Below are 24,514 nucleotides of genomic sequence, written 5' to 3'. Positions count from 1 at the left end.
CCCGGCCCGTCCCGCCGCCCGCGTCGCGGGCCTCACTCCCTCGCCCGCAACCCGCCGAAGGCCAGATCGTCGCCCGACGCGATCGGCAGCGTCGCCCGCGCGACCTCGAGCCACGCCCGCGCCGCGTGCGACAGGTAACCCTTCTTCAGCCAGCCGAGCGCGATCGCCCACGTGATCTCCGGCTCGACGATCGGCCGGCACGTGAACTGCCGCGAATCGAGCCGCCGGCAGTACGGCTCCGGCAACAGCGCGATGCCGACGCCCGCGTGCACCAGCGCCGCCATGAAATCCCAGTGGCCGCTGCGGCTCACGATCGACGGCGTGAAACCGACCTGCCGGCACGCGTCGAGCACCGCATCGTGCAGCGCGAGACTTTCCGCATAGAACACGAACGACTCGCGCGCGAGATCGGCGAGCGGCACGGCCGCATGATCCTCCCAGCGCGAATCGCGCGGCGCGACGAGCCATAGCGGCGCGCGCACCATCGGCAGCCGGTCGAACGTGGCGGGATCGACCGGCTCCAGCAGCCCGCCGAGCTCGAGCTCGCCCGACATCAGCGCGGCCTCGATCATCCGCGCGCCCTGCTCGAACAGCTTCAGCTCGATGTTCGGATAGCGCTGCTTGTACGCGGCGATGATCGGCGTGAACAGCGACCCGCCGAGCGGCGGAATGCCGATCGTCAGCTCGCCGCGCCCGAGCGTGCCCAGATCGTTCAGCTCGGACTGCAGCTGCGCCTGCGCGGCGAGCACGTCCTGGCCGCGCTGGAACACGATCCGCCCCGCGTCGGTCAGCACCATCTGCCGGCCGTCGCGCAGCAGCAGCGGCGAGCCGATCTCGTCCTCGAGCGCCTTCACCATCTTGCTGATGGTCGGCTGCGTGACGAACAGGCGGTCGGCGGCCGCCGTGAAGCTCTGCTGACGGACCACCTCGACGAAGTACCGCAGCGCGCGCAATTCCATCGATCACTCCCCAGATTGGTGCAGCACACACAAGTGAATTCCGAATTGGAATAACAAGGATAGAGACAAGTCATTTTATTTATGGTTAGGGGAAACCCTATACTCACTCCATCGACGAAATATCTGTATGGAGCCCGACATGACCCAGCCGACCGCCACTGCCGCCGCCCGCCCCGCCGCTTCGGGCAACGTTGCGCGTACGAGCCGGATCGTGCTGCAGGCCGCCGCGCTCGGCGTGCTGTGGATGGCGGTCGACTGGGCGGTGCGCGCGGTCGGGCTGCCGGTGCCGTCCGGCGTCGTCGGCCTCGCCGTGCTGCTCGTGCTGCTGTTCTCGGGCCGCGTCGCGCCCGCGTGGGTGAAGGACGGCGCGAACTGGCTGCTGTCCGACATGCTGCTGTTCTTCGTGCCGGCCGCCGTCGCGGCCGTCCAGTACGGCGGGCTGTTCCGCGAGGACGGCTGGCGCATCGCGCTGGTCATGCTCGCCGGCACCGCATTCGTGATGGTCGCGGTGGCGGTGGCGGTCGACCTCGCCGCGAAGCTCGAACGCCGGCTCGCCGCGCAGCGCGTGTTCGCCGAACGCCGCCGCGCGCGCCTCGCCACCGTGTCGGCCCACTGAGCCGGAGCCTGCGATGCTGTCGAACCTGTCCGCCGACCAGGTGAATCCCGCGATTTCCGTCGGCTGCTTCGTGCTGACGGTCGTGCTCTATTTCGTGTCGAAGCGGCTCTACGCATACAAGAAGACGCTGCTGTTCTCGCCGCTCGTGTTCGTGCCGGGCGTGCTGGCGCTGCTCGTCGTGCTGACTGGCATCCCATATTCGGTCTACTTCCGCGATACGCGCTGGCTGATGTGGCTGCTCGGCCCGGCGACGATCGCATTCGCGGTGCCGATCTACGAGTATCGCGACCTGATCCGCCGCCACTGGCTGTCGCTGTCGGTCGGCGTCACGGTCGGGATCGGCGCGGGCGTGTGCGGGTCGCTGCTGCTCGCGAAGCTGCTGCACCTGTCGCCCGAGCTGCAGCGCTCGCTGATGACGCGCTCGGTCTCGACTCCGTTCGCGCTCGCCGTGTCCGACAAGATCCATGCGCCGAAGGACCTCACCGCCCTGTTCGTGATCGCGACCGGCATCTGCGGGATGCTGCTCGGCGAGATCGTGCTCGCGCTGGTGCCGATGCGCACGCGGCTCGCGCGCGGCGCGCTGTTCGGCGCGGCCGCCCACGGCGTGGGCACCGCGAAGGCACGCGAGATCGGCAGCGAGGAAGGCGTCGTGTCGAGCCTCACGATGATGATCGCGGGCGTCGCGATGGTGCTGATCGCGCCGCTGCTGTCGAGGCTGCCGATCTGACGACGCACGGGCGGGGCCGCCACCCGCCCTTCCCGCCTGAAGGCCCGGATGCCCGCCGGTCGCCTGCCACGCCCCGTCCGGTCGTTTTTCCCCGCCGGTCGTACCCTGCATCGAGCCGGCACCCGGCCGACCATCGGCTGAGATAGCCGCAATTCCCCCCTCTTTTCCGCCCATCGGGCTCGGCCCGGATGCCGAACAATGCATGCTACGAGACATCACGCACGCATTCACATGGCCTCCACGACCGCAAACCCGACTGCCGACAAGCCGGCTTCGTCCGGCAAGTTCAAGCGCATCGCGCTCATCGCCGTCATCGCGCTGGGCGCGGCGGCCGCCGCCGCGGGCGGCATGTACGTGTTCCTGAGCAAGGCCGGCGTCGGCCATGCGAGCGCGCCCGCCGAACCGGCGCCGCTCGCCGCGCCGGTGTTCTTCCCGCTCGACCCGCTGACCGTCAACCTGCAGTCAGACGACGGCGTGCAGCACTACCTGCGCGTCGGCCTGTCGCTGAAGCTCACCGATCCGAAGGCGCAGGAGCAGCTGACCGCGCGCATGCCGGAGATCCGCAGCCGGATCCTGCTCGCGCTGTCGAACAAGCATCCCGAGGATCTCGCGACGCCGGACGGCAAGCGTTCGGTCGCGCAGGAACTGCTGGAGCTGATCGAGCAGCCGACGCAGCCGGGCAACCAGCGCGCGAAGGTCGACGACGTGCTGTTCACCGAATTCGTCGTCCAGTAACGCGGCCGGAAAAGGAGCGCGCATGGGCCACCAGGAGTTCATGTCCCAGGAGGAGGTCGACGCCCTCCTCAAGGGCGTCACGGGCGAAACCGACGCAATCGACGAGCAGCGCGACACGTCGGGCGTCCGTCCCTACAACATCGCGACGCAGGAGCGGATCGTCCGCGGCCGGATGCCCGGCCTCGAGATCATCAACGACCGCTTCGCGCGCCTGCTGCGGATCGGCATCTTCAACTTCATGCGGCGTACGGCGGAAATCTCCGTGAGCCAGGTGAAGGTGCAGAAGTACAGCGAGTTCACCCGCAACCTGCCGATCCCGACGAACCTGAACCTGGTGCACGTGAAGCCGCTGCGCGGCACGTCGCTGTTCGTGTTCGACCCGAACCTCGTGTTCTTCGTCGTCGACAACCTGTTCGGCGGCGACGGACGCTTTCACACGCGCGTCGAGGGCCGCGACTTCACGGCCACCGAGCAGCGGATCATCGGCAAGCTGCTGAACCTTGTGTTCGAGCACTACGCGACCGCGTGGAAGAGTGTGCGGCCGCTGCAGTTCGAATTCGTGCGCTCGGAGATGCATACGCAGTTCGCGAACGTCGCGACGCCGAACGAGATCGTGATCGTCACGCAGTTCTCGATCGAGTTCGGGCCGACGGGCGGCACGCTGCACATCTGCATGCCGTACTCGATGGTCGAGCCGATCCGCGACGTGCTCGCATCGCCGATCCAGGGCGAGGCGCTCGAAGTCGACCGCCGCTGGGTACGCGTGCTGTCGCAGCAGGTGCAGTCGGCCGAAGTCGAGCTGAGCGCAGATCTCGCCGAGGTCCCGTCGACGTTCGAGAAGATCCTGAACCTGCGCGCGGGCGACGTGCTGCCGCTGGAGATCGCGGAAACGATCACCGCGAAGGTCGACGGCGTGCCGGTGATGGAATGCGGCTACGGCATTTTCAATGGTCAATATGCGTTGCGCGTGCAGAAGATGATCAGCGCGGGCGACACGATGAAGGAAGGTGGATATGAGTGAGCTGAACCCGACGCCCGAACTCGACCCGCAGGCGCTTGCCGACGCGGCGCTCGCGGAATCGGCGGTGGCCGTGCAGGCGGCACCCGCCGCGGTGGACGAAGAGTCGAGCCTGGACGACTGGGCCGCCGCGCTCGCCGAGCAGAACCAGCAGCCGGTGCAGGCGGGCGCGACCGGCGCCGGCGTGTTCCAGCCGCTGTCGAAGGCCGCGGCCAGTTCGACGCACAACGATATCGAGATGATTCTCGACATCCCGGTCAAGATGACCGTGGAGCTCGGCCGCACGAAGATCGCGATCCGCAACCTGCTGCAGCTCGCGCAGGGTTCGGTCGTCGAGCTCGACGGCCTTGCCGGCGAGCCGATGGACGTGCTCGTGAACGGCTGCCTGATCGCGCAGGGTGAGGTCGTGGTCGTCAACGACAAGTTCGGCATCCGGCTGACCGACATCATCACGCCGGCCGAACGCATCCGGAAGCTGAATCGGTGAACGTCGTGACGTCCGGCCGCCGCGCGCGCCTTTTCCCGAGCGTGGCGGCGGCGACCGTCGCCGCGTCGCTCGCGTGCGCGCCGGCCGGCGCCGCCGACATGAACGCGGTGAACCACGCCGGTTCGATCGCGTCGAGCGTGATGGTCGGTTCGGCCGCGCCGTCGCTCGGCGTCGGCGCGGTACTGCAGACGCTCGTCGGGCTCGCGGTCGTGATCGGCCTCGTGTTCGGCTGCGCGTGGCTCGCCCGCCGCTTCGGGTTCCAGCCCGCGCGGCGCGGCGGCCCGCTGAAGGTCGTGTCGAGCGTCGGGCTCGGCGCGAAGGAAAGCGCGACGATCGTCGAGATCGGCGACACCTGGCTCGTGCTCGGCGTCGCGCCGGGCAACGTGCGGCTGCTGCATACGCTGCCGGCCGGCTCGGCGATGACGCCGGCGTCGGCCTCCCCCGACGTCCCCGCCGGCACGGCTTCCGCCGAACGCGGCCAGCCCGGCACGTTCGGCGCGCGGTTTCGCGACGCGCTCGCGGGCGAAGCCGTGAAGCGCTTTGGACGCGGCAAGGACCGCTGACATGGTGTCGCGCCCTCTTTCCGTACTCGCATTCCGATGAAACACCCATTCCTGCGTCGCGCGGCGCGCTTCGCGCCCGTGCTGATCCTCGGCCTTGCCCCCGCGCTCGCGTGCGCGCAGGCGGCCGGCCTGCCCGCGTTCAACACGAGCCCGGGCCCGAACGGCGGCACCACCTATTCGCTGAGCGTGCAGACGATGCTGCTGCTCACGATGCTGTCGTTCCTGCCGGCGATGCTGCTGATGATGACGAGCTTCACGCGCATCATCATCGTGCTGTCGCTGCTGCGCCAGGCGCTCGGCACCGCGACGACGCCGCCGAACCAGGTGCTGGTCGGCCTCGCGATGTTCCTCACCTTCTTCGTGATGTCGCCGGTGCTCGACCGCGCGTACAGCGACGGCTACAAGCCGTTCTCCGACGGCTCGATGCCGATGGAGCAGGCCGTGCAGCGCGGCGTCGCGCCGTTCAAGACCTTCATGCTGAAGCAGACCCGCGAGACCGATCTCGCGCTGTTCGCGAAGATCTCGAAGGCCGCGCCGATGCAGGGCCCGGAAGACGTGCCGCTGTCGCTGCTGGTGCCGGCGTTCGTCACGAGCGAGCTGAAGACCGGCTTCCAGATCGGCTTCACGATCTTCATTCCGTTCCTGATCATCGACATGGTCGTCGCGAGCGTGCTGATGTCGATGGGGATGATGATGGTGTCGCCGTCCACCGTGTCGCTGCCGTTCAAGCTGATGCTGTTCGTGCTGGTCGACGGCTGGCAGCTCCTGATCGGCTCGCTCGCGCAGAGCTTCACGTAAGCGGAGGAGAACGCGCGATGACGCCCGAACAGGTGATGACGCTGGCGCACCAGGCGATGATGGTCGGCCTGCTGCTGGCCGCCCCGCTGCTGCTGGTCGCGCTCGCGGTCGGCCTCGTCGTGAGCCTGTTCCAGGCCGCGACGCAGATCAACGAATCGACGCTGTCGTTCATCCCGAAGCTGCTCGCGGTGGCCGCGACGCTCGTGATCGCCGGCCCGTGGATGCTGACGACGATGCTCGACTACCTGCGGCAGACGCTGCTGCACGTCGCGACGCTCGGCGCCGGCTGAGCGGCGCACCCGGCTCCGTTCCACCGCGATGTTCTCGGTTACCTACGCGCAGCTCAACGGCTGGCTGACCGCCTTCCTGTGGCCGTTCGTGCGGATGCTCGCGCTCGTCGCGACGGCGCCCGTGGTCGGCCACGCGGCGGTGCCGGTGCGCGTGAAGATCGGCATCGCCGCGTTCATGGCGCTGGTCGTCGCGCCGACGCTCGGCGCGATGCCGGGCGTCACCGTGTTCTCCGCGCAGGGCATCTGGATCGTCGTCACGCAGTTCCTGATCGGCGTCGCGATGGGCTTCACGATGCAGCTCGTGTTCGCGGCCGTCGAGGCGGCCGGCGACTTCATCGGCCTGTCGATGGGGCTCGGTTTCGCGACCTTCTTCGACCCGCACTCGAACGGCGCGACGCCGGTGATGGGCCGCTTCCTGAACGCGATCGCGATGCTCGCGTTCCTCGCGGTCGACGGCCACCTGCAGGTGTTCGCGGCGCTGGCCGCGTCGTTCCAGTCGCTGCCGGTATCGGCCGACCTGCTGCACGCGCCCGGCTGGCGCACGCTCGCCGCGTTCGGCGCGACCGTGTTCGAGATGGGGCTGCTGCTCGCGCTGCCGGTGGTCGCGGCGCTGCTGATCGCGAACCTCGCGCTCGGGATCCTGAACCGCGCGGCGCCGCAGATCGGCATCTTCCAGATCGGCTTTCCGGTCACGATGCTGGTCGGGCTGTTGCTCGTGCAACTGATGATCCCGAACCTCGTGCCGTTCGTGTTGCACCTGTTCGACATGGGGCTCGATGCGATGGGGCGCGTGCTGCTCGGGTGGCGCTGAGGCGGCAATACTCGGCAAGCGTGCGGGATATTCGCGCTGCCCCCTTGCTTTTCGAACGTGTCTGATTGCTTTGGGTGTCCGTGAAAAATACGCTGGCGGACTCATCCACCGGAACGAGCCTCGTCGAGGGGCGATCATCCAGCATGCTCTACACAAGCACGGAAGCGGGACACGTATGGCGTGGTCGCGCACCAGTATCTTCTGCTTTGTTCGAAATTCGGCCACCGAATCTACCGATTCATGCGGAGCCGCTGCTTGACGGTCGATTGGATGCCATCATCGGATACCGTACGGAAATCGGTGGCGTCGCATACATATACGATCTCGAAGGCACATGCGTTTCGGTCACCGAGAAGCCGCTGGAAGCGCCGCTTGTCGATCCGGTCGATACGATTTTCGTTGTCGGCGCCATGTGGCGATCGGGTGCCCGTGCGATGGCGAGAATCGGCGGGTATGGTACTCACGCGATCATCGGTCGGCCCGTATTATCCGGCCTCAGAACGCGCTTCGCCGCCTCGTCAAGCAAGCAACTGCGCTTTGCCGCCACCCCGCTCGCTGCGCCGGCGACCGCCCGCATGCGATGGGACGAGGACAGCTTCACGCTCTCGTGCGACATTCGCCATGCGCCGGACAATCGGACGGCACGGCCCTCCGTCCTTCGCGACCGACTGGACGACCAGTTGGGCGTGCAGTCCGAAACCCGTCACGTCATCACCGCCGGCAGCTTGACGCTCACGCTCGACGGCGTGGGCCGCTTGTGCTCGTTCGACTTCTATACGAACGCCGATCACTGGCAAAAAGCCGGTCTACCGCCGCCTATTCCGGTTTCGCCGCATACGCCGCGCTTCAGCGCGGCGTATGACGCGCTCGGTCGCGCGAGCGTCCGCGAACCGGCTACCGCCTATGACAGTGCGGCACGCTGCCTCTCCCTGGTCTGGCACGACGATGCGTCGGTCAGATACGCGATCGCGCCAAATCTGTCGGTTGCCACCACGCCGGACGGGAATCTGGCTCGCATCGACATCGGCGATATCGCTCCGTTTTAACCAACCGGCCGCGCAGCGCGAAGCCTTTCGCTTCCCGCACCGGCCCGCTGCACGGAAATTGCTGGAAAACCCCTAACGGAATCGCCCGCCCGCGAAAGGTAGCGGAAGGTTTCGCCTCCCTATACTCGTTATCACGATGCAGCAAGCATCGCGCCATACGAATACAACGAAGGAGACGACCCCGATGCGACCCATCCTGCGCACCCTCGCCGTTGCAGCCAGCCTGAGCTGCGCGCTCGCCGCTCACCCCGCTTTCGCCGACGACGGCGGCAAAATCACGATCATGGTCGGCGGGATCGCGAAACTGATCTACCTGCCCGCGCGGCTCACGCAGGAACTCGGCTACTTCAAGGCCGAAGGGCTCGACGTCGAGCTGCTGTCGCAGCCGGCCGGCGTCGACGCCGAGAACGAGCTGCTGGCGGGCGCCGTGCAGGGCGTCGTCGGCTTCTACGACCACACGATCGACCTGCAGAGCAAGGGCAAGGACGTGAAGGCGATCGCCGTGTTCGGCCAGGTGCCGGGCGAGGTCGAGATGGTGTCGACCAAGGCGGCGCCGACGTTCAAGTCGATGGCCGACGCGAAGGGCAAGACGCTCGGCGTGACGGGCCTGGGCTCGTCGACGAGCTTCCTCACGCAATACCTCGCACTGCAGCACGGCGTGGCGTCGACGCAGTACACGATGCTGCCGGTCGGCGCCGACGCGAGCTTCATCGCCGCGATCAAGCAGGGCCGTATCGACGCCGGGATGACGACCGAGCCGACGGTGTCCGCGCTCGAGAAGATGGGCGACGCGAAGGTGATGGTCGACATGCGCACCGTCGACGGCACGCGCGCCGCGCTCGGCGGCACCTATCCGGCCGCGAGCCTGTACGTGCAGTCGGCGTGGGCCGATTCGCACAAGGCGGAAGCCACCAAGCTCGCGCACGCGTTCGCGAAGACGATGCAGTTCATCCACACGCACAGCGCCGAGGAAATCGCCGCGAAGATGCCGGCCGACTACCAGAAGGACAAGGGCCTGTACGTGGCCGCGCTGAAGGCGTCGCTGCCGATGTACACGGCTGACGCGAAGATGCCGGCCGACGGCCCGGCGACCGTGCTGAAGGTGCTGTCGGCGTTCAACCCGTCGGTGAAAGGCAAGCACATCGACCTGGCGCGCACCTATACCAACGATTTCGTGAACGCGAAGTAATCGATATCGGTACAGGCGCCGGCGGCGGCGATCCCGCCGCCGCGCGTTCCCCGTTCCGGCCCGGTTGACCGGCCCGGCGTCGCCACGATGCGGCGCCCTCCTCACCCGCAGGACGAATGCGATGAACCAGGCAGTTTCCCCGAGCACACCGGCGATCGAGTTTCGCAACGTGTCGTGCCGCTTCATTTCGCCGGAAGGCAAGGCCACCGTCGCGCTGCGCGACTTCAGCATGAGCGTCGCGCGCGGCGAGTTCATCGCGATCGTCGGTCCGACCGGCTGCGGCAAGTCGACCACGCTGAACATGATCACCGGGCTGCTCAAGCCGGTGTCGGGCGAGGTGCGCGTGATGGGCCGCCCGGTCGACGGGATCGACCCGCGCATCGGCTTCGTGTTCCAGGCCGACGCCGTGTTCCCGTGGCGCAACGTGATCGACAACGTCGCGGCGGGCCCCTTGTTCCGCGGCCGCTCGAAGGACGTCGCCTACGCGCAGGCCGAGGAATGGATCCGCAAGGTCGGCCTCGACAAGTTCACGAAGCACTACCCGCACCAGCTCTCCGGCGGGATGCGCAAGCGCGTCGCGCTCGCGCAGACCTTCATCAACCAGCCGGAAATCCTGCTGATGGACGAGCCGTTCTCCGCGCTCGACATGCAGACGCGCACGCTGATGCAGGACGAGCTGCTGCAGCTCTGGTCCGCGAACAAGGGCTCGGTCGTGTTCGTCACGCACGATCTCGAGGAGGCGATCGCGCTTGCCGACCGCGTGTTCGTGCTGACCGCGCGCCCCGCGACGCTCAAGCGCGTGTACGAGATCGACCTGCCGCGCCCGCGCGTCACGTCGGAGATTCGCTACGACCCGCGCTTCATCGAGATTTCCAAGGACATCTGGCACGACCTGCGCGAAGAAGTGCAGATCGGCTGACGCATATGCCGCACGGCAAGCAATGGCAAGACATAGCAAGGACAGGAGCATGACCGACATGACGCTTCCCACTACCGCCCTTCCGGCGACGACGCTCGAGGACGACGAGCGCGCCGCGCAACGCCGGCTGCGCCGCCGGCGCAACCTGATCGTCACGCTCCGGATCGCCGTGCTCGTCATCGTGCTCGGCGGCTGGGAACTCGCCGCACGGCTGAAGTGGATCGATCCGTTCTTCTTCTCGATGCCGTCGTTGATCTTCGCGCAGATCCAGGACTGGTTCGTGAACGGCACGTCGCAGGGCCCGCTGCTCACGCAGGTGTGGGTCACGCTGGAGGAAACCGGGATCGGCTTCCTGATCGGCTCGGTCGCCGGCGTGATCTGCGGGATCGTGCTCGGCCGCAACAAGCTGATGGCCGACGTGTTCGGCCTGTACATCCAGATCGCGAACTCGATCCCGCGCGTCGTGCTGGGCTCGATCTTCGTGATCGCGCTCGGCCTCGGGATGGCGTCGAAGATCGCGCTGGCCGTCGTGATGGTGTTCTTCGTCGTGTTCGGCAACGCGTTCCAGGGTGTGCGGGAGGCCGACCGCTACCTGATCGCGAACGCGCAGATCCTCGGTGCGTCGCGCCGGCAGATCACCACGGCCGTCGTGATCCCGTCCGCGCTGAGCTGGATTCTCGCGAGCCTGCACGTGAGCTTCGGCTTCGCGCTGGTCGGTGCGGTCGTCGGCGAATTCCTGGGTTCCAAGCAGGGCATCGGCCTGCTAATCTCGACGGCCCAGGGCGCGTTCAACGCGAGCGGCGTGTTCGCGGCGATGATCGTGCTGGCCGTGGTCGCGCTGGCCGCCGACTATCTGCTGACCTGGCTCGAGAAGCGCTTGCTCAAGTGGCGCCCCGCCGCGTTCTAAGCAGCGCACGCATCGGATGACACACCCGAACCGCGCCGGTTGCCCCCGGCGCGGTTCGGCATTGAGGAGAAGGAATGGCGCACAGCCTGCGCGGGCGGCTCCTGTGGTGGCTGCTGCTGCCGCTCGCGGCTTTCGTGCTGATCGCGGGCGCGATGTCGTACGACACCGCGCGGCGCACGGCCGGGCTCGTGCAGGACAGCGCGCTCGTCGCATCCGCGCGCACGATCGGAGAGGACGTCGAATGGCGCAACGGGCGGCCGGCCGCCGACGTGCCGCCGGCCGCGCTGGAAATCTTCGAGTCGCCGTCTGGCGATTCGGTGTTCTACAAGGTGATCGACGGCCACGACCGGCTGCTCGCGGGCAATCCCACGCTCGCGATGCCAGTGCAGCACGGCGTCGACCCGACGCTGTACGACACCTCGCTCGACGGCGTGCGGCTGCGCGCGGTTGCCTACGATCGCCAGCTGTACGACGAGGGGCAGATCGAGACGGTCACGGTGGTCGTCGCGAAGACGACGCGCTCGTACGACGCGATGGTCGCGACGATCTGGCGGCCGCAGCTCGTGCGCCTGTCGCTGATGCTGGTGCTCGCGATCGTGTTGGTCTATCTCGGCCTCACGCTCGAGCTGCGCCCGCTGATGAAGCTGAAGGACGACGTCGCCGACCGCGGGCCGATGGAACTGGAGCCGATCCGCCCGGAGCGGCTGCAGCACGAGCTGCGGCCGATCGTCGACGCGATCAACCAGTGCATCGCGCGGCTGAACACGCACACGACCACGCAGCGCCGCTTCATCGCCGACGCCGCGCACCAGCTGCGCACGCCGATCGCGGTGCTCGACACGCAGATCCAGTACGCGCAGCAGCGCGACCATGACGATCGCGAGCTGGCTTCGGTGCTGGACAGCATGCAGCGCAGCAGCCGCAAGATGGCCGACGTGACCGACAAGCTGCTGCTGCTCGCCCACGCGGAAGCGACGCCGTCGACGCTGCTCACGCATCGCGTCGATCTCGCCGCCGTGGTATCGAGCGTGCTCGAGGAAACGATCGTGCTCGCGCAGCAGCGCGACATCGACCTCGGCGCCGATCTCGGCGAACGGCTCGACGTCGCGGGCAGCGACAGCCTGCTGACCGCGCTGGTGATGAACCTCGTCGACAATGCGGTGCGCTATACGCAGCCGGGCGGCTGCGTGACGGTCGCCGCGCGGCGCGATGGCGACGCGGTCGTGCTCGAGGTGGTCGACAACGGCCCCGGCATTCCGGCCGAAGCGCGGCCGCACGTGTTCAAGCGGTTCTACCGCGTGTCGACCGACACCGAAGGTTCGGGCCTGGGCCTCGCGATCGTCCGCGAGATCGCGCAGGCCCACGGCGGCAGCGCGACGCTTGCACCGGGTCCCGGCAATCGCGGTATCGTCGTGACTGTGCGGCTGCCCGCGTACGATTGAAGAGATGAAGTTGCCATGAAACTCCTGCTGGTCGAAGACAACGCCGAACTCGCGCACTGGATCGTGAACCTGCTGCGCGGCGAGGATTTCGCGGTCGACTGCGTCGGCGACGGCGAACGCGCCGACACGGTGCTGAAGACCGAGCGCTACGACGCGGTGCTGCTCGACATGCGGCTGCCGGGCATCAGCGGCAAGGAAGTGCTCGCGCGATTGCGGCGCCGCAACGACAACGTGCCGGTGCTGATGCTGACCGCGCACGGCTCGGTCGACGACAAGGTCGACTGCTTCGGCGCGGGCGCCGACGACTACGTGGTCAAGCCGTTCGAATCGCGCGAACTGGTCGCACGGATCCGCGCGCTGATCCGCCGGCAGGCCGGCGTCGGCACGACGCAACTCGTGTGCGGCGATCTCGTCTATGCATTCGGCACGCGTGAATTCCGTTGCGGCGACACGGTGCTCGCGCTGCGCCGCCGCGAGCATGCGATTCTCGAGACGCTGATGCTGCAGCAGAACAAGACGGTGTCGAAGGCGCGGCTGATGGACAGCGTGTTCGCGCTCGACGACGAGCCGAGCGCGGATGCGATCGACATCTACATCCACCGGCTGCGCAAGCATCTTGCGGGCAGCACGGCCGAGATCATCACGCTGCGCGGGCTTGGCTACATCCTGCGCACGAAGACCGCGCAGGACTGACGGCCCCGCCCGCGGCGTTGATTCGTCACACGTAATCATGTGCGGGCGGCCCGCAGGCTACCCGCCGGGCTCGCGCACGTCCGCCTGCCCGATTCGCGATTATTGCGCGTTCGGTGTTTTCACCGATCCGATTCTTTCCTCCGGGAAAGCCGCGTGAAGGATTGCACCCTCTACGATGCTATGTGTCGGCCCTCTCGCTGTGGTCGGCACCATTCGGCATACATTACGTACTGCCAACGAACAGATTTCAATGCGGCAGCTCGGAGGAGACGATCTTGAAACGAAAAACCCTTGCCCTTTCCATCGCGGCGGCAGGCCTGTGCGCCGGCACCCAGGCGCATGCGCAGTCGAGCGTGCAGCTCTACGGCCTGATGGACCTGAGCTTTCCGACCTACCGGACCCACGCCGACGCGAACGGCAACCATGTGATCGGCATGGGCAACGAAGGCGAGCCGTGGTTCAGCGGCAGCCGCTGGGGCCTGCGAGGTGCAGAAGACATCGGCGGCGGCACGAAGATCATCTTCCGCCTCGAAAGCGAGTTCGTGGTCGCGAACGGCCAGATGGAAGACGAAGGCCAGATCTTCGACCGTGACGCATGGGTCGGCGTCGAGGACGAACGCTTCGGCAAGCTGACGGCCGGCTTCCAGAACACGATCGCGCGCGATGCATCGGCGATCTACGGCGACGCGTACGGCTCCGCGAAGCTCACGACCGAGGAAGGCGGCTGGACCAACTCGAACAACTTCAAGCAGATGATCTTCTACGCGGCTGGCCCGACCGGCACGCGCTACAACAACGGCCTCGCGTGGAAGAAGCTGTTCAGCAACGGCATCTTCGCGAGCGCCGGCTACCAGTTCAGCAACTCGACCTCATTCGCGACCGGCTCCGCGTACCAGGTCGCGCTCGGCTACAACGGCGGGCCGTTCGCCGTGTCGGGCTTCTACAACCACGTGAACCACAACGGCTTCAGGAACCAGACGTTCTCGGTCGGCGGCAACTACGCGTTCAGCATCGTGCGCCTGAATGCCGGCTACTTCCGCTACAACGGCGACCAGGGGCCGCTCGGCCAGCGCCACGACGATTCGTGGACGGTATCGATGAAGATCGCGCCGACGGGCCCGCTCGACTACGAGCTCGGCTACCAGCAGATGCGCGTCAAGAACGCGGCGAACAACGCGGACGGCTTCACGCCGAATGCCAACCTCGGCGCGTTCAGCCTGACCAACGGCGTCGCCAACGGCTTCAAGGAGACGATCTACGGGTCGGTGTTCTACCACTTGAGCAAGCGCACCGAGGTGTACCTGGCCGGCGACTACATGAAGCTGCACGGCGGCTATACGGTGTCGTCGACGTTCGGCGCGAAGAACCAGCTCGAACTGACGTCGGGCATCCGTACGCGCTTCTGACCCGAAGCGGGGCCCGTCGGGCCCCGCCCTACCCTCCGTTCGGGATTTCTCCATGCGGGCACGCCGGCGCATTGCGCCGACCGTGCCCTTTTTTTCGTCGTTTTCGGCCCGCGCGGGGCCCCCGGAAAGCGCCCGCTGGCCGGCGCTGCGACAACCGGCCCGAAGCCGCTTGCGGCCCGTGGGGCGGGCGATCGCGGCCGATGCGCGCACGATCGCCTCACATCGGTGCTTGACCTGCGCCGACCGACTCGCTAGCGTTTCGGGTTTGCCCGGGTGGCCATTGCCGCCGGTGCCGTGAGTGCGCCCGACGTCCTGGCGCACGCGGCCGGGCTCCGATGGAAAAAAGCAATGCAGAAACTCGATGCGGCGAGCCCGCAGGCGATGTCGACGGATTTCACTGCCGACAACGTCGCGCGCCTGAAGGCGCTGTTCCCCGAACTCGTGACCGAAGGCCCGGACGGCGCGTCGGTCGACGTCGACGTGCTGAAGGCGCTGATCGGCGAGCGCACCGTCGGCGACGCCGACGAGCGCTACGGCTTCCACTGGCACGGCAAGCGCAGCGCGCGCCAGGCCGCGCTCACGCCGTCGACGGGCACGCTGCGCCCCTGCCCCGGCGACAGCGTCGCATGGGACGACACGCGCCATCTCGTGATCGAGGGCGACAACCTCGACGTGATGAAGCTGCTGCACAAGAGCTACGCGGGCAAGGTGAAGCTCGTCTACATCGACCCGCCGTACAACACCGGCAGCGATTTCGTCTATCCGGACGACTTCAGCGACAGCATCCGCCACTACCTGGCGATGACGGGCCAGACCGACGGCGGCGTGAAGCGCAGCACCAACACCGAGGCGAACGGCCGGTTCCACACCGACTGGCTGAACATGATGTATCCGCGCCTGAAGCTCGCGCACGCGCTGCTGTCCGACGAAGGGCTGATCGCCGTGCACATCGACGAGCACGAAGTGCATGCGCTCGTGCTGATGTTGCGCGAGATCTTCGGCGAGGAGAACGAGCTCGGCGTCGCCGTGTGGGACAAGCGCAATCCGAAGGGCGATGCACGCGGCGTCGCGTACCAGCACGAATCGCTGGTGCTGTTCGCGCGCAACGCCGAGACGCTGCTCGAGCAGGCGCCGCTGAAGCGCCCGAAGCGCAACGCGCAGCGCATGCTCGATGCCGCGCACGACGCGGTGTACCGCAGCGGCAACGCGAAGGATGCGCAGAAGGCGTACCGCGCGTGGATGAAGGCGCAGACCAACCTGTCGGGCGGCGAAGTGATGTACGACCGGCTGTCGGCCGACGGGCGCGTGTACCGCCTCGTGTCGATGGCGTGGCCGAACAAGAAGAAGGCGCCGGAAGAGTATTTCACGCCGCTGATCCACCCGGTCACCGGCAAGCCGTGCGCGATGCCGGCGCGCGGCTGGCGCAACCCGCCCGCGACCATGCAGGCGCTGATCGAGCGCGGCCAGATCGAGTTCGGCCCGGATGAAACCACGCAGCCGCAGCGGATCTACTACCTCGACGAGAACATGTACGAGAACGTCCCGTCGGTGCTGCCGTTCGCCGGCTCCGACGACGCGCTGCTGAAGACGCTCGGCATCCCGTTCGACCAGCCGAAGCCGGTCGATTTCGCGGCGGCCGTGATCGGCTGGTGCACGCGCGGCGACGACATCGTGCTCGACTGCTTCGCCGGCTCCGGTTCGACCGGCCACGCGGTGATGCAGGTGAACGCGACCGACGGCGGCGCGCGCCGCTACATCCTCGTGCAGCTGCCCGAGACACTCGACCGCCGCGACAAGACGCAGCTCGCGGCCGCCGATTTCTGCGCGAAGCTGAAGAAGCCGCTGACGCTCGCGGAAGTGACGAAGGAACGCCTGCGCCGCACCGCGCAGCAGGTCGCGCGCGACTATCCGGAAAGCTATGGCGACCTCGGTTTCCGCGTGTACCGCCTCGACACGACCAACGTGATCGAATGGGATCCGCGCCGCGACGACTTCGACCATGCGCTGTTCGCGTCCGTCGAGCACGTGAAGACCGGCCGCAGCGAGGACGACCTGCTCGCCGAGCTGACGCTGAAGCTCGGCCTCGATCTGTGCACGCCGGTCGAGCATCACCCGGTCGCCGGCAAGACCGTGCACCTGATCGGCCGCTCGATCGTCGCGTGCTTCGATGCGCGCATCTCGCGCGACGACGCGGGCCCGCTCGCCGACGGCATCGTCGAACTGCTCGACGCGACCGGCGCGACGCGCGACGTCACGTGCCTGTTCCGCGACAGCGGCTTCGTCGACGACGTCGCGAAGCTCAATCTCGCCGCGCTGCTCGAACAGCACGGCGTGAAGCGCGTGCGGAGCCTGTGATGCGGCTGCATTTCGAAGCGGACCTCGACTACCAGCGCGAGGCGATCGACGCCGTCTGCGACCTGTTTCGCGGCCAGGAATCGTATCGCGGCGACTTCAGCGTGCTCGCGAACGCCGCGCCCGGCACCACGGCCGCCGCGCAAGGCTCGCTCGGCTTCGCGGTGTCGGAGCAAGGCGTCGGCAACCGGCTGTCGCTGACCGACGACGCGCTCGCGCGCAATCTCGCCGACGTGCAGTTGCGCGGCGGGCTGCCGCCGTCCGGCCAGCCGGGCTCGCGCGACTTCACCGTCGAGATGGAGACCGGCACCGGCAAGACCTACGTGTACCTGCGCACGATCTTCGAGCTGAACCGCCGCTACGGCTTCACGAAGTTCGTGATCGTCGTGCCGTCGATCGCGATCAAGGAAGGCGTGCACAAGACGCTGTCGATCACCGAGGACCATTTCCGCGCGTTGTACGCGGGCGTGCCGTACGACTACTTCCTGTACGACTCGGCGAAGCTCGGCCAGGTGCGCCACTTCGCGGCGAGCGCCGCGATCCAGATCATGGTGATGACGGTTGCCGCGATCAACAAGAAAGAGATCAACAACCTCTACAAGGACAGCGAGAAGACCGGCGGCGAAAAGCCGATCGACCTGATCCGCGCGACGCGGCCGATCGTGATCGTCGACGAGCCGCAAAGCGTCGACGGCGGGCTCGAGGGGCGCGGGCGCGAGGCGCTCGCCGCGATGGCGCCGCTCTGCACGCTGCGCTATTCGGCGACGCACGTCGATCGCCACCACATGGTGTACCGGCTCGATGCGGTCGACGCGTACGAGCGCAAGCTCGTCAAGCAGATCGAGATCGCGTCGGCGATCGTCGAGGATGCGCACAACAAGCCGTACGTGCGGCTCGCCGGCGTGTCGAACCGGCGCGGCGCGATCAGCGCGCGCATGGAGCTCGACGTCGCGACCGCGGCCGGCGTGAAGCGCCAGATCGTGTCCGCGACCGACGGCGATGATCTCGAACGCCTGACCAGGCGCGCGCTGTATGCGGGGCTGAGAATCGGCGAAGTCCATGCGGTGAAGGGTGCCGAGTACGTCGAGCTGCGTCATCCGGAAGGCGAGGCGTTCCTGTCGCTCGGCGAGGCGTTCGGCGACATCGACACGCTCGCCGTGCAGCGCGAGATGATCCGCCGCACGATCCGCGAGCATCTCGACAAGGAGTTGCGCCTGGCCGAGCGCGGCGTGAAGGTGCTGTCGCTGTTCTTCGTCGATTCGGTCGAACGCTATCGCCGCTACGACGAGAACGGGATGCCCGTGAAGGGCGACTACGCGCTGATCTTCGAAGAGGAATATGCGCGCGCGGCGCGCGTGCCGGCCTACCGTGCGCTGTTCGACGGCGTCGACGTGGCACTCGAAGTCGAGCGCGCGCACAACGGCTACTTCTCGATCGACCGCAAGGGCGGCTGGACCGACACGAGCGAGAGCAGCGCCGCGGCCCGCGAGAACGCGGAGCGCGCATACGGCCTCATCATGCGCGAGAAGGAAGCGCTGCTGTCGTTCGACACGCCGCTGAAGTTCATCTTCTCGCACTCGGCGCTGAAGGAAGGCTGGGACAACCCGAACGTGTTCCAGATCTGCACGCTGCGCGACATCCAGACCGAACGCGAGCGCCGCCAGACGCTCGGCCGCGGGCTGCGTCTCGCGGTCGACCAGGACGGCGAACGCGTGCGCGACCCGGGCGTGAACACGCTCACCGTGATCGCGACCGAGCGCTACGAGTCGTTCGCGGAGAACCTGCAGAAGGAAATCGAGGCCGATACGGGCATCCGCTTCGGAATCGTCGAGGAGCACCAGTTCGCGGCGCTGCCGGTGCAGGAAGGCGACGGGCCCGCGCACGCGCTCGGCATCGAGCTGTCGCGCGTGCTGTGGGCGCATCTGCACGAGCAGGGCTACGTCGACGCGCAGGGCAAGGTGCTCGACCGGCTGAAGGATGCGCTGCGCCAGAGCGCGCTCGTGCTGCCCGACGCGTTCGAATCGCTGCGCGCGCCGATCGTCGCGACGCTGCGCAAGCTGTCGGGCCGTTTCGCGGTGCGCAATGCGGACGAGCGCCGCGCGATCGCGTTGCGGCGCGACACGTCGGGCAAGGCGGTCGTGTTCGGCGACGACTTCCGCGCGCTGTGGGACCGTATCCGCCATCGCACCGTGTACAGCGTCGAGTTCGACAACGCGAAGCTCGTGCGCGACTGCACGGCCGCGCTGCGCGACGCGCCGGACATCGCGCGCGCACGGCTGCAGTGGCGCAAGGCCGAGATCGACATCGGCAAGGCCGGCATCGAGGCGATCGAGGTGGCCGGCGCCGGTACGGTGCTGATCGACGAAGGCGAGCTTCCGCTGCCCGACCTGCTCACCGAACTGCAGGACCGCACGCAGCTCACGCGCCGCTCGCTCGCGACGATCCTGGCCGACAGCGGCCGGCTCGACGATTTCCGCGTGAATCCGCAGCAGTTCATCACGCTGGCCGCCGATGCGATCAACCGCTGCAAGCGTCTCGCGCTCGTCGCGGGCATCGCGTACCGGAAACTCGGCGAACGCCACGTGCATGCGCTCGAGTCGTTCGAGAGCGAGGCGCTGACCGGTTATCTGCGCAACCTGCGGCCCGATGCGCGGAAGTCGATCCACGAGGCCGTCGTGTGCGAGACCGACGCGGAGCGCGCGTTCGCCGATGCGCTCGAAGCGCACGACGGCGTGAAGCTGTACGCGAAGCTGCCTGCATGGTTCCGCGTGCCGACGCCGCTCGGCAGCTATCACCCCGACTGGGCGGTGCTCGCGGAGCAGGACGGCGGCGAGCGGCTGTATTTCGTCGTCGATACGCCGAATGCCGACGGCGACGTGACGAGCGAGCACGAGCGCGCGAAGCTCGCGTGCGGCGAAGCGCATTTCCGGGCGCTGGTGGAGGGAGGAGACGCGGCGCGGTTCGTGCGCGTCAGGCAGGCCGATGCGTTGTTCGAGCCTGTTGCATCCGTCGCGCCGCTGGCCGGCGTGGGGCGCTGAAACGAAGGGCGGCGACGAGCCGCCCTTTTTTCATGGAGCGGGCCGCGATGCTGCTGCGATGGCGGGCTCCACGGGGACGAATCCGTCTGTCATTCAGATGAAAGCGATTCGTATCCTCGCCCGTTCGCGCGCATGGTTACGGCTGGTTGCAAATCGGGGGCGATACGATGCCGGCGCGCGACACATCCGTTTCGCCGCCGCCATGAAAAAAGGGCGCCGAAGCGCCCTTCTTCCGCATGCGTGCGCCGCGGTTACAGCGTGCGCCCGAACGCGTTGCGATGTGCGTGATGCGTGGACGTCGACGCATGTGCGGTATGACCGTGCGTATGGCCATGCCCATGGCCCGGCTGCGCACCGGCGCGATCGGCGATCGAGTCGGAGCGATCGGCTGCGCGCGCGAGGCCCTTGTCGCGGTCGCCAGCGCTGAAGCTGTTCGAGTTGCTCAGCGCTTGTCCGCTCATGTGGCCGGCGGACATGCCGCCTGCGTTGCCACCCATGCCGCCTGCGCCATGACCGCCGCCACCACCACCACCATTGCCACCGCCCGCTGCCTGCGCGGAAACGGCACCGAGTGCGAGCAGCGCGGCTGCCAGGACGGAAAGATATCGTTGCGTTTTCATTGTTTGCTCCCTGGAGCGTGTTCGAATGATTGCATTCTAGGAACACGCGGTTTCCGCGCGACTCGACGTTGTAAATGATCGTAACGGTGTGCGCGACGCACATTCGTCAGATCAATGTGTGGCGTGCCGGCTGCGTGCGCGGATTGCGCGGCCGGCCCGTCACCGGACAAGGAAGATGAAAGGCGGAAACGGCACCGCGGCGCCGTTTCCGCCGGTGAGCACGCTTACTGCGCCGGCTGCGTGCCCTGTGCGGCCGCCTTGCGCTGCGCGGCCAGTTCCTGCTCGTGCTTCTTCGCCATGTGGTGACCGACGATACAGCCGCCGACCGCGCCGACCACGGCGTGATGTCCCGCGTAGTGGCCGGCGACGCCGCCCACCACCGCGCCCTTCATGCAGCCCGCCGCGTGCGCGCTGCCGATCGTTGCGAGCGCAACGACGGCGGCGGTTGCGCACACCCTGATGTGTCGAATGGGCATCATGCGATCACTCTCCTCTTGTCGTCGTGATCAGTGTTCTCGTGAGCCGGTCGCCGGGCTCAGTTCCAGCGGCCGCGCCAGCCGTCGCCGTCATGCCAGCCGCCGCGGTCGCGCCACTCATGCTCGCGCCATTCACGGCGGCGCCACTCGTGTTCGCGCCACTGACGCGCACGCCAGTCGTCATCGCGATAGCCCACCGGCGCGTACATCACCGGCGGCGAAGGCGCGACATAGACCGGCTGCGGCGGCGCGACGTAGACCGGCTCCGGTGCCGCATAGACGCCCGGCACGCCGATGCCGACCGACAGGTCGACGTGGGCCGATGCGACGCCCGAAGCTGCCAGCGCCGCCACACCGAGAACTGCACCGAGAATTAGTTTCTTGCTCATTTTGCGACTCCCTGCACGTGTCGTGCGTCATGTGACTACGGTTCGGAGTCTAGGCACCAGGCGCCGACACAGGTGAAACGGGTATGCGAGACCGGTAACGGACGTTTACGGAGGGGCGCAAAGCCTTGCGGGACAAGGGGGACGAGCGATTCGACGCGCCGTTGCAACGGCGCATCGAATCGGTAAGGTCGGGAAATTTTTCCGGAGAGCAGGCCTGCGATGCAGGCAGCACGCGATCCGCATGCACGCCGCGCGAGCGGATCGCAACGACGTTACGCGCGGATATCGTCGACGCTGCGCAGCCAGTGCACGCTGAACAGGTTGCCCTCGTCGGTCCACACGGTGTCGGGCTCGAAGCCCGCACGCCGCGCGATCGCATGGAAGCCGTCGATCGTGAACTTGTGCGAGTTCTCCGTGTGGATACGCTCGCCGGCCTCGAAGCGGAACGCGTGGCCACGCACGTGCACCGTCTGCGCGATATCGCTGACGAGATGCATCTCGATGCGCTGTCGTTCGCGATCGTAGAACGCGCAATGCGAGAACGCGTCGAGATCGAAGTCCGCGCCGAGCTCCGCGTTCGCACGGGCGAGCAGGTTCAGGTTGAACCGTGCGGTCACGCCCTGCGCGTCGTTGTACGCGTGATGCAGCGTGCGCTCGTCCTTCACGAGATCCGCGCCGACCAGCAGGCCGCCGCCGCGCAACAGCCGCGCGGCGTCGCGCAGGAACGCATCGGCTTCCTCCGGCGAGAAGTTGCCGATCGTCGAGCCGGGGAAGAAGCCGATGCGCCGGCGCGGCGTTTCGGTCAGTTCGGCCAGTTGCTCGGCCTTCGTGTAGTCGGCCGCGATCGGCGCGACGTCGAGCCACGGATACGCGGCGCGCAGCCGCGCGGCCGCGCCGTGCAGGTAGTCGGCCGAGATGTCGATCGGCACGTAGCGCGCCGGCGCGTTCGCGTAGTTGTCCGCGCACGCGTCGAGCAGCACGCGGATCTTCTCGAGCGAACCCGCGCCGAATTCGACGATGTCCGCATGCGGGCCGACGCGCCGCACGATCTCGGCCGCGCGATCGCGCAGGATGCCGAGCTCGGTGCGCGTCGGGTAGTACTCGGGCAGTTCGCAGATGCGGTCGAACAGCGCGGAACCGGCCGCATCGTAGAAGTATTTCGGCGGAATGCTGCGCGGCGTGCGCGACAGTCCGTCGATCAGGTCGCGCTCGAACGCGCTCGGCCGCGCATCGCGGGCGGGTTGCAGGCCACCGCTCGTGGCCGTCAGGTCAGACGTCTCGCGCAAGTCGCACTCCCGTGAATTGCCAGCGGGCGGCCGGCGGAAAGAAATTGCGATACGTCGGCCGTTCGTGCCCCGGCGGCGTCGCGATGCTGCTGCCGCGCAGGACCTGCTGGCCGACCATGAACTTGCCGTTGTACTCGGCAGCGACCCCCGCGAGCGGCCGAAAGCCCGGATACGGCTCGTAGGACGAACGTGTCCACTGCCATACGTGCCCGAGCATCTGCGTGATGCCATCCGCGCCGAACGCCGCTTCCCATTCGAACTCGGTCGGCAGGCGTGCGCCGACCCATTCCGCGTACGCGGCCGCTTCGTAGAAGCTCACGTGACACACGGGCGCGTCGGGCGCGAGCGGCGCCACGCCGTGCAGGCCGAACGTGTGCCATCCGTGTGCGGTTGCTGGATCACCGTCGTCGTCGGGAATCCAGTACGCGGGCCCTCGCCACCCTTCCCGCTGCACCGTCGCCCAGCCGTCGGACAGCCAGTATTCGGGGCGTGCGTAGCCGCCGTCCGCGATGAAGGCCGCGAATTCCGCATTCGTGACGAGACGGTTCGCGATCTCGCACGGACGCACGAGCGCCGTATGGCGCGGCCGTTCGTTGTCGAACGAGAACGCGTCGCCGTCGTGGCCGATCTCGACGAGCCCGCCTGGCTGATGCAGCCAGCGCGACGGGCCGGCATCGCCCGCGGCCAGGGCGGCATGCGCGTCGGCGCCGTTGCGCGGCCGGAACGCAGGCTTCAGCGGGTTGCACGAGAACGCATGCAGCATGTCCGTGACGATCAGCTCCTGATGCTGCTGTTCGTGATGCAGGCCGAGTTCGATCTCGGGCGCGATCGTGGCGAGCAACGCCGGATCGGCGACTTCGAGCGCGCGCAGCATCGCGTCGTCGACGTACTGCCGGTACGCATGCACCTCATCGAGCGACGGACGCGTGAGCAGCCCGCGCTGCGGCCGCGGATGGCGCGGGCCGAGCGCTTCGTAATAGGAATTGAAGAGGAACTGGAATGCGTCGTCGAACGGCGCGTAGCCGCGCACGCGGCGCATCAGCACGACGGTTTCGAAGAACCAGGTCGTATGCGCGAGATGCCATTTCACCGGACTCGCGTCGGGCATCGACTGCACGGCCTGGTCTTCGGCGGACAGCGTCGTGGTCAATGCGACGCTCTGGGCGCGCACGTCCTGGTAACGGCGCTGAAGCTGGGATGCAAGGAGGCTCATCGGTTTACCGTCCACGTCGCGATTCGCTGCGTTGCGTTGCCGGAAAAAGGAAAGCCTTGCGCTCGGATGCGCGCGGCTGACGTGCGACCTTCATTGCTGCGTCGTCGGGCAGCCGGCGCGCGCGCCGGGCCGCTGGTGCGGCGTCACTTCATCTGCCCATTCAGAACAGTATGGGCCAGAAATGTGAACGCCGCGAATCGGATTTCGGGTGAAACAAACGCGAAAGAAAAATGAAAGTATCGAACATGCTCGGGTCGGCGACGTGATGAACCGTCGATGCCCGTCATGACGGGGCTCGACAGGTGAGCGCAATGTGCATGCCTGCGTGTTCGCCATGCCGACGCCTCATGACACCCACGCCGGAGTCATGAAAGGTCGGATGGTATGGGTTCGCCGCGGGAGCAGCATCATGCAACCGATATCGGTCCTGGTCCGCGCGTTGGCGTCGCGGGCATCGATACCGCCGTTCGACTGCTCTCCCCTCCGCACGCTTCCCGGCTTTTGAATAATTTTTTGCGTCGATGTCACACGCGC

The 24,514-nt window shown here is 67.5% G+C and carries 24 protein-coding genes; 18 read left to right on the top strand and 6 right to left on the bottom strand.

Annotated features, from left to right (window positions below):
* Nucleotides 1-32: 32 nt before the first annotated feature.
* Complete coding sequence (locus DIE23_RS16860) at nucleotides 33-959, bottom strand: LysR family transcriptional regulator (protein ID WP_124613187.1); 927 nt, start codon at nucleotides 957-959, stop codon at nucleotides 33-35.
* 139 nt (nucleotides 960-1,098) lie between these two features.
* Between DIE23_RS16860 and DIE23_RS16855 the strand changes: the two genes are divergently transcribed.
* The 18 genes from DIE23_RS16855 (at nucleotide 1,099) to DIE23_RS16770 (ending at nucleotide 19,996) form a co-directional block, all read left to right on the top strand.
* Nucleotides 1,099-1,575: a CidA/LrgA family protein gene (locus DIE23_RS16855; protein ID WP_124613186.1), complete on the top strand. Its 477-nt coding sequence runs from the start codon at nucleotides 1,099-1,101 to the stop codon at nucleotides 1,573-1,575.
* Nucleotides 1,576-1,588: 13 nt separating this feature from the next.
* Nucleotides 1,589-2,302 carry an LrgB family protein gene (locus DIE23_RS16850; protein WP_124613185.1) on the top strand — a complete coding sequence of 238 codons (714 nt, stop codon included), beginning with the start codon at nucleotides 1,589-1,591 and terminating at the stop codon, nucleotides 2,300-2,302.
* A 198-nt stretch (nucleotides 2,303-2,500) separates the two neighbouring features.
* Complete coding sequence (gene fliL / locus DIE23_RS16845; RefSeq protein ID WP_124613184.1) at nucleotides 2,501-3,037, top strand: flagellar basal body-associated protein FliL; 537 nt, start codon at nucleotides 2,501-2,503, stop codon at nucleotides 3,035-3,037.
* Between the two features lie 22 nt (nucleotides 3,038-3,059).
* Nucleotides 3,060-4,058: a flagellar motor switch protein FliM gene (gene fliM, locus DIE23_RS16840; RefSeq protein WP_124613183.1), complete on the top strand. Its 999-nt coding sequence runs from the start codon at nucleotides 3,060-3,062 to the stop codon at nucleotides 4,056-4,058.
* Nucleotides 4,051-4,542, top strand: coding sequence for a flagellar motor switch protein FliN (gene fliN, locus DIE23_RS16835; protein ID WP_124613182.1), 492 nt, complete (start codon nucleotides 4,051-4,053; stop codon nucleotides 4,540-4,542). The genes fliM and fliN overlap by 8 nt, the downstream gene beginning before the upstream one ends.
* Nucleotides 4,539-5,105: a flagellar biosynthetic protein FliO gene (gene fliO, locus DIE23_RS16830; protein ID WP_124613181.1), complete on the top strand. Its 567-nt coding sequence runs from the start codon at nucleotides 4,539-4,541 to the stop codon at nucleotides 5,103-5,105. The genes fliN and fliO overlap by 4 nt, the downstream gene beginning before the upstream one ends.
* A 36-nt stretch (nucleotides 5,106-5,141) precedes the next feature.
* Nucleotides 5,142-5,903: a flagellar type III secretion system pore protein FliP gene (gene fliP / locus DIE23_RS16825; protein ID WP_124613180.1), complete on the top strand. Its 762-nt coding sequence runs from the start codon at nucleotides 5,142-5,144 to the stop codon at nucleotides 5,901-5,903.
* Nucleotides 5,904-5,920: 17 nt separating this feature from the next.
* The gene (gene fliQ, locus DIE23_RS16820; protein WP_006750427.1) at nucleotides 5,921-6,193 is read left to right on the top strand and encodes a flagellar biosynthesis protein FliQ; all 273 of its coding nucleotides are present in this window, start codon (nucleotides 5,921-5,923) and stop codon (nucleotides 6,191-6,193) included.
* Between the two features lie 28 nt (nucleotides 6,194-6,221).
* A complete protein-coding gene (fliR, locus tag DIE23_RS16815; RefSeq protein WP_124613179.1) occupies nucleotides 6,222-7,004 on the top strand; it encodes a flagellar biosynthetic protein FliR in 783 nt (260 codons plus the stop codon).
* A 266-nt stretch (nucleotides 7,005-7,270) separates the two neighbouring features.
* The gene (locus DIE23_RS16810; RefSeq protein ID WP_124613178.1) at nucleotides 7,271-8,050 is read left to right on the top strand and encodes a hypothetical protein; all 780 of its coding nucleotides are present in this window, start codon (nucleotides 7,271-7,273) and stop codon (nucleotides 8,048-8,050) included.
* Between the two features lie 184 nt (nucleotides 8,051-8,234).
* The gene (locus DIE23_RS16805; RefSeq protein ID WP_124613177.1) at nucleotides 8,235-9,239 is read left to right on the top strand and encodes an ABC transporter substrate-binding protein; all 1,005 of its coding nucleotides are present in this window, start codon (nucleotides 8,235-8,237) and stop codon (nucleotides 9,237-9,239) included.
* A 121-nt stretch (nucleotides 9,240-9,360) separates the two neighbouring features.
* Entirely contained in the window at nucleotides 9,361-10,158 is a 798-nt protein-coding gene (locus DIE23_RS16800) for an ABC transporter ATP-binding protein (RefSeq protein WP_124613176.1), read from the top strand.
* 58 nt (nucleotides 10,159-10,216) lie between these two features.
* Nucleotides 10,217-11,065 carry an ABC transporter permease gene (locus DIE23_RS16795; protein WP_185646474.1) on the top strand — a complete coding sequence of 283 codons (849 nt, stop codon included), beginning with the start codon at nucleotides 10,217-10,219 and terminating at the stop codon, nucleotides 11,063-11,065.
* Between the two features lie 74 nt (nucleotides 11,066-11,139).
* The gene (locus tag DIE23_RS16790; RefSeq protein WP_124613174.1) at nucleotides 11,140-12,507 is read left to right on the top strand and encodes a sensor histidine kinase; all 1,368 of its coding nucleotides are present in this window, start codon (nucleotides 11,140-11,142) and stop codon (nucleotides 12,505-12,507) included.
* A 15-nt stretch (nucleotides 12,508-12,522) separates the two neighbouring features.
* Nucleotides 12,523-13,200 (top strand): response regulator, encoded by a 678-nt coding sequence (locus DIE23_RS16785; protein WP_124613173.1) that lies wholly within the window; start codon nucleotides 12,523-12,525, stop codon nucleotides 13,198-13,200.
* Nucleotides 13,201-13,475: 275 nt separating this feature from the next.
* Nucleotides 13,476-14,606 (top strand): porin, encoded by a 1,131-nt coding sequence (locus tag DIE23_RS16780; RefSeq protein ID WP_124613172.1) that lies wholly within the window; start codon nucleotides 13,476-13,478, stop codon nucleotides 14,604-14,606.
* A gap of 348 nt (nucleotides 14,607-14,954) precedes the next feature.
* A complete protein-coding gene (locus DIE23_RS16775; protein ID WP_124613171.1) occupies nucleotides 14,955-16,961 on the top strand; it encodes a site-specific DNA-methyltransferase in 2,007 nt (668 codons plus the stop codon).
* A complete protein-coding gene (locus tag DIE23_RS16770; RefSeq protein ID WP_124613170.1) occupies nucleotides 16,961-19,996 on the top strand; it encodes a type III restriction-modification system endonuclease in 3,036 nt (1,011 codons plus the stop codon). Before DIE23_RS16775 ends, DIE23_RS16770 begins: the two co-directional genes overlap by 1 nt.
* A gap of 251 nt (nucleotides 19,997-20,247) precedes the next feature.
* Here the strand turns inward: DIE23_RS16770 and DIE23_RS16765 are convergent, their stop codons facing one another.
* The 5 genes from DIE23_RS16765 to egtB all read right to left on the bottom strand — a co-directional run bounded on the left by DIE23_RS16765 (nucleotide 20,248) and on the right by egtB (nucleotide 23,980).
* A complete protein-coding gene (locus DIE23_RS16765; RefSeq protein WP_124613169.1) occupies nucleotides 20,248-20,616 on the bottom strand; it encodes a hypothetical protein in 369 nt (122 codons plus the stop codon).
* A 224-nt stretch (nucleotides 20,617-20,840) separates the two neighbouring features.
* Nucleotides 20,841-21,095, bottom strand: coding sequence for a hypothetical protein (locus DIE23_RS16760; protein WP_124613168.1), 255 nt, complete (start codon nucleotides 21,093-21,095; stop codon nucleotides 20,841-20,843).
* Between the two features lie 56 nt (nucleotides 21,096-21,151).
* Complete coding sequence (locus DIE23_RS16755) at nucleotides 21,152-21,481, bottom strand: hypothetical protein (RefSeq protein WP_124613167.1); 330 nt, start codon at nucleotides 21,479-21,481, stop codon at nucleotides 21,152-21,154.
* 272 nt (nucleotides 21,482-21,753) lie between these two features.
* Nucleotides 21,754-22,767: an L-histidine N(alpha)-methyltransferase gene (gene egtD / locus DIE23_RS16750; protein ID WP_124613166.1), complete on the bottom strand. Its 1,014-nt coding sequence runs from the start codon at nucleotides 22,765-22,767 to the stop codon at nucleotides 21,754-21,756.
* On the bottom strand, nucleotides 22,751-23,980 hold the full coding sequence (gene egtB, locus DIE23_RS16745) for an ergothioneine biosynthesis protein EgtB (RefSeq protein ID WP_124613165.1): 1,230 nt from the start codon (nucleotides 23,978-23,980) through the stop codon (nucleotides 22,751-22,753). Before egtB ends, egtD begins: the two co-directional genes overlap by 17 nt.
* Between the last annotated feature and the right edge of the window lie 534 nt (nucleotides 23,981-24,514).

This window comes from Burkholderia sp. Bp9143 (assembly GCF_003853645.1).
In the GTDB taxonomy this organism is placed as follows: Bacteria; Pseudomonadota; Gammaproteobacteria; order Burkholderiales; family Burkholderiaceae; genus Burkholderia.
The sequence above is the reverse complement of the archived record's forward strand: the minus strand, read 5'-3'. Positions and strand labels throughout refer to the sequence as shown.

Excerpts from the sequence above, each read along its gene's own strand:
- DIE23_RS16800 (WP_124613176.1), top strand. The coding sequence starts at position 9,361 with ATGAACCAGGCAGTTTCCCCGAGCACACCGGCGATCGAGTTTCGCAAC.
- DIE23_RS16775 (WP_124613171.1), top strand. The coding sequence starts at position 14,955 with ATGCAGAAACTCGATGCGGCGAGCCCGCAGGCGATGTCGACGGATTTC.
- DIE23_RS16770 (WP_124613170.1), top strand. The coding sequence starts at position 16,961 with ATGCGGCTGCATTTCGAAGCGGACCTCGACTACCAGCGCGAGGCGATC.
- DIE23_RS16765 (WP_124613169.1), bottom strand. The coding sequence starts at position 20,616 with ATGAAAACGCAACGATATCTTTCCGTCCTGGCAGCCGCGCTGCTCGCA.
- DIE23_RS16790 (WP_124613174.1), top strand. The coding sequence starts at position 11,140 with ATGGCGCACAGCCTGCGCGGGCGGCTCCTGTGGTGGCTGCTGCTGCCG.
- fliR (WP_124613179.1), top strand. The coding sequence starts at position 6,222 with ATGTTCTCGGTTACCTACGCGCAGCTCAACGGCTGGCTGACCGCCTTC.
- DIE23_RS16860 (WP_124613187.1), bottom strand. The coding sequence starts at position 959 with ATGGAATTGCGCGCGCTGCGGTACTTCGTCGAGGTGGTCCGTCAGCAG.
- DIE23_RS16795 (WP_185646474.1), top strand. The coding sequence starts at position 10,217 with ATGACGCTTCCCACTACCGCCCTTCCGGCGACGACGCTCGAGGACGAC.
- DIE23_RS16805 (WP_124613177.1), top strand. The coding sequence starts at position 8,235 with ATGCGACCCATCCTGCGCACCCTCGCCGTTGCAGCCAGCCTGAGCTGC.
- fliL (WP_124613184.1), top strand. The coding sequence starts at position 2,501 with ATGCATGCTACGAGACATCACGCACGCATTCACATGGCCTCCACGACC.
- DIE23_RS16760 (WP_124613168.1), bottom strand. The coding sequence starts at position 21,095 with ATGATGCCCATTCGACACATCAGGGTGTGCGCAACCGCCGCCGTCGTT.
- fliQ (WP_006750427.1), top strand. The coding sequence starts at position 5,921 with ATGACGCCCGAACAGGTGATGACGCTGGCGCACCAGGCGATGATGGTC.
- fliM (WP_124613183.1), top strand. The coding sequence starts at position 3,060 with ATGGGCCACCAGGAGTTCATGTCCCAGGAGGAGGTCGACGCCCTCCTC.
- DIE23_RS16855 (WP_124613186.1), top strand. The coding sequence starts at position 1,099 with ATGACCCAGCCGACCGCCACTGCCGCCGCCCGCCCCGCCGCTTCGGGC.
- DIE23_RS16755 (WP_124613167.1), bottom strand. The coding sequence starts at position 21,481 with ATGAGCAAGAAACTAATTCTCGGTGCAGTTCTCGGTGTGGCGGCGCTG.
- DIE23_RS16850 (WP_124613185.1), top strand. The coding sequence starts at position 1,589 with ATGCTGTCGAACCTGTCCGCCGACCAGGTGAATCCCGCGATTTCCGTC.
- fliN (WP_124613182.1), top strand. The coding sequence starts at position 4,051 with ATGAGTGAGCTGAACCCGACGCCCGAACTCGACCCGCAGGCGCTTGCC.
- fliP (WP_124613180.1), top strand. The coding sequence starts at position 5,142 with ATGAAACACCCATTCCTGCGTCGCGCGGCGCGCTTCGCGCCCGTGCTG.
- egtB (WP_124613165.1), bottom strand. The coding sequence starts at position 23,980 with ATGAGCCTCCTTGCATCCCAGCTTCAGCGCCGTTACCAGGACGTGCGC.
- DIE23_RS16785 (WP_124613173.1), top strand. The coding sequence starts at position 12,523 with ATGAAACTCCTGCTGGTCGAAGACAACGCCGAACTCGCGCACTGGATC.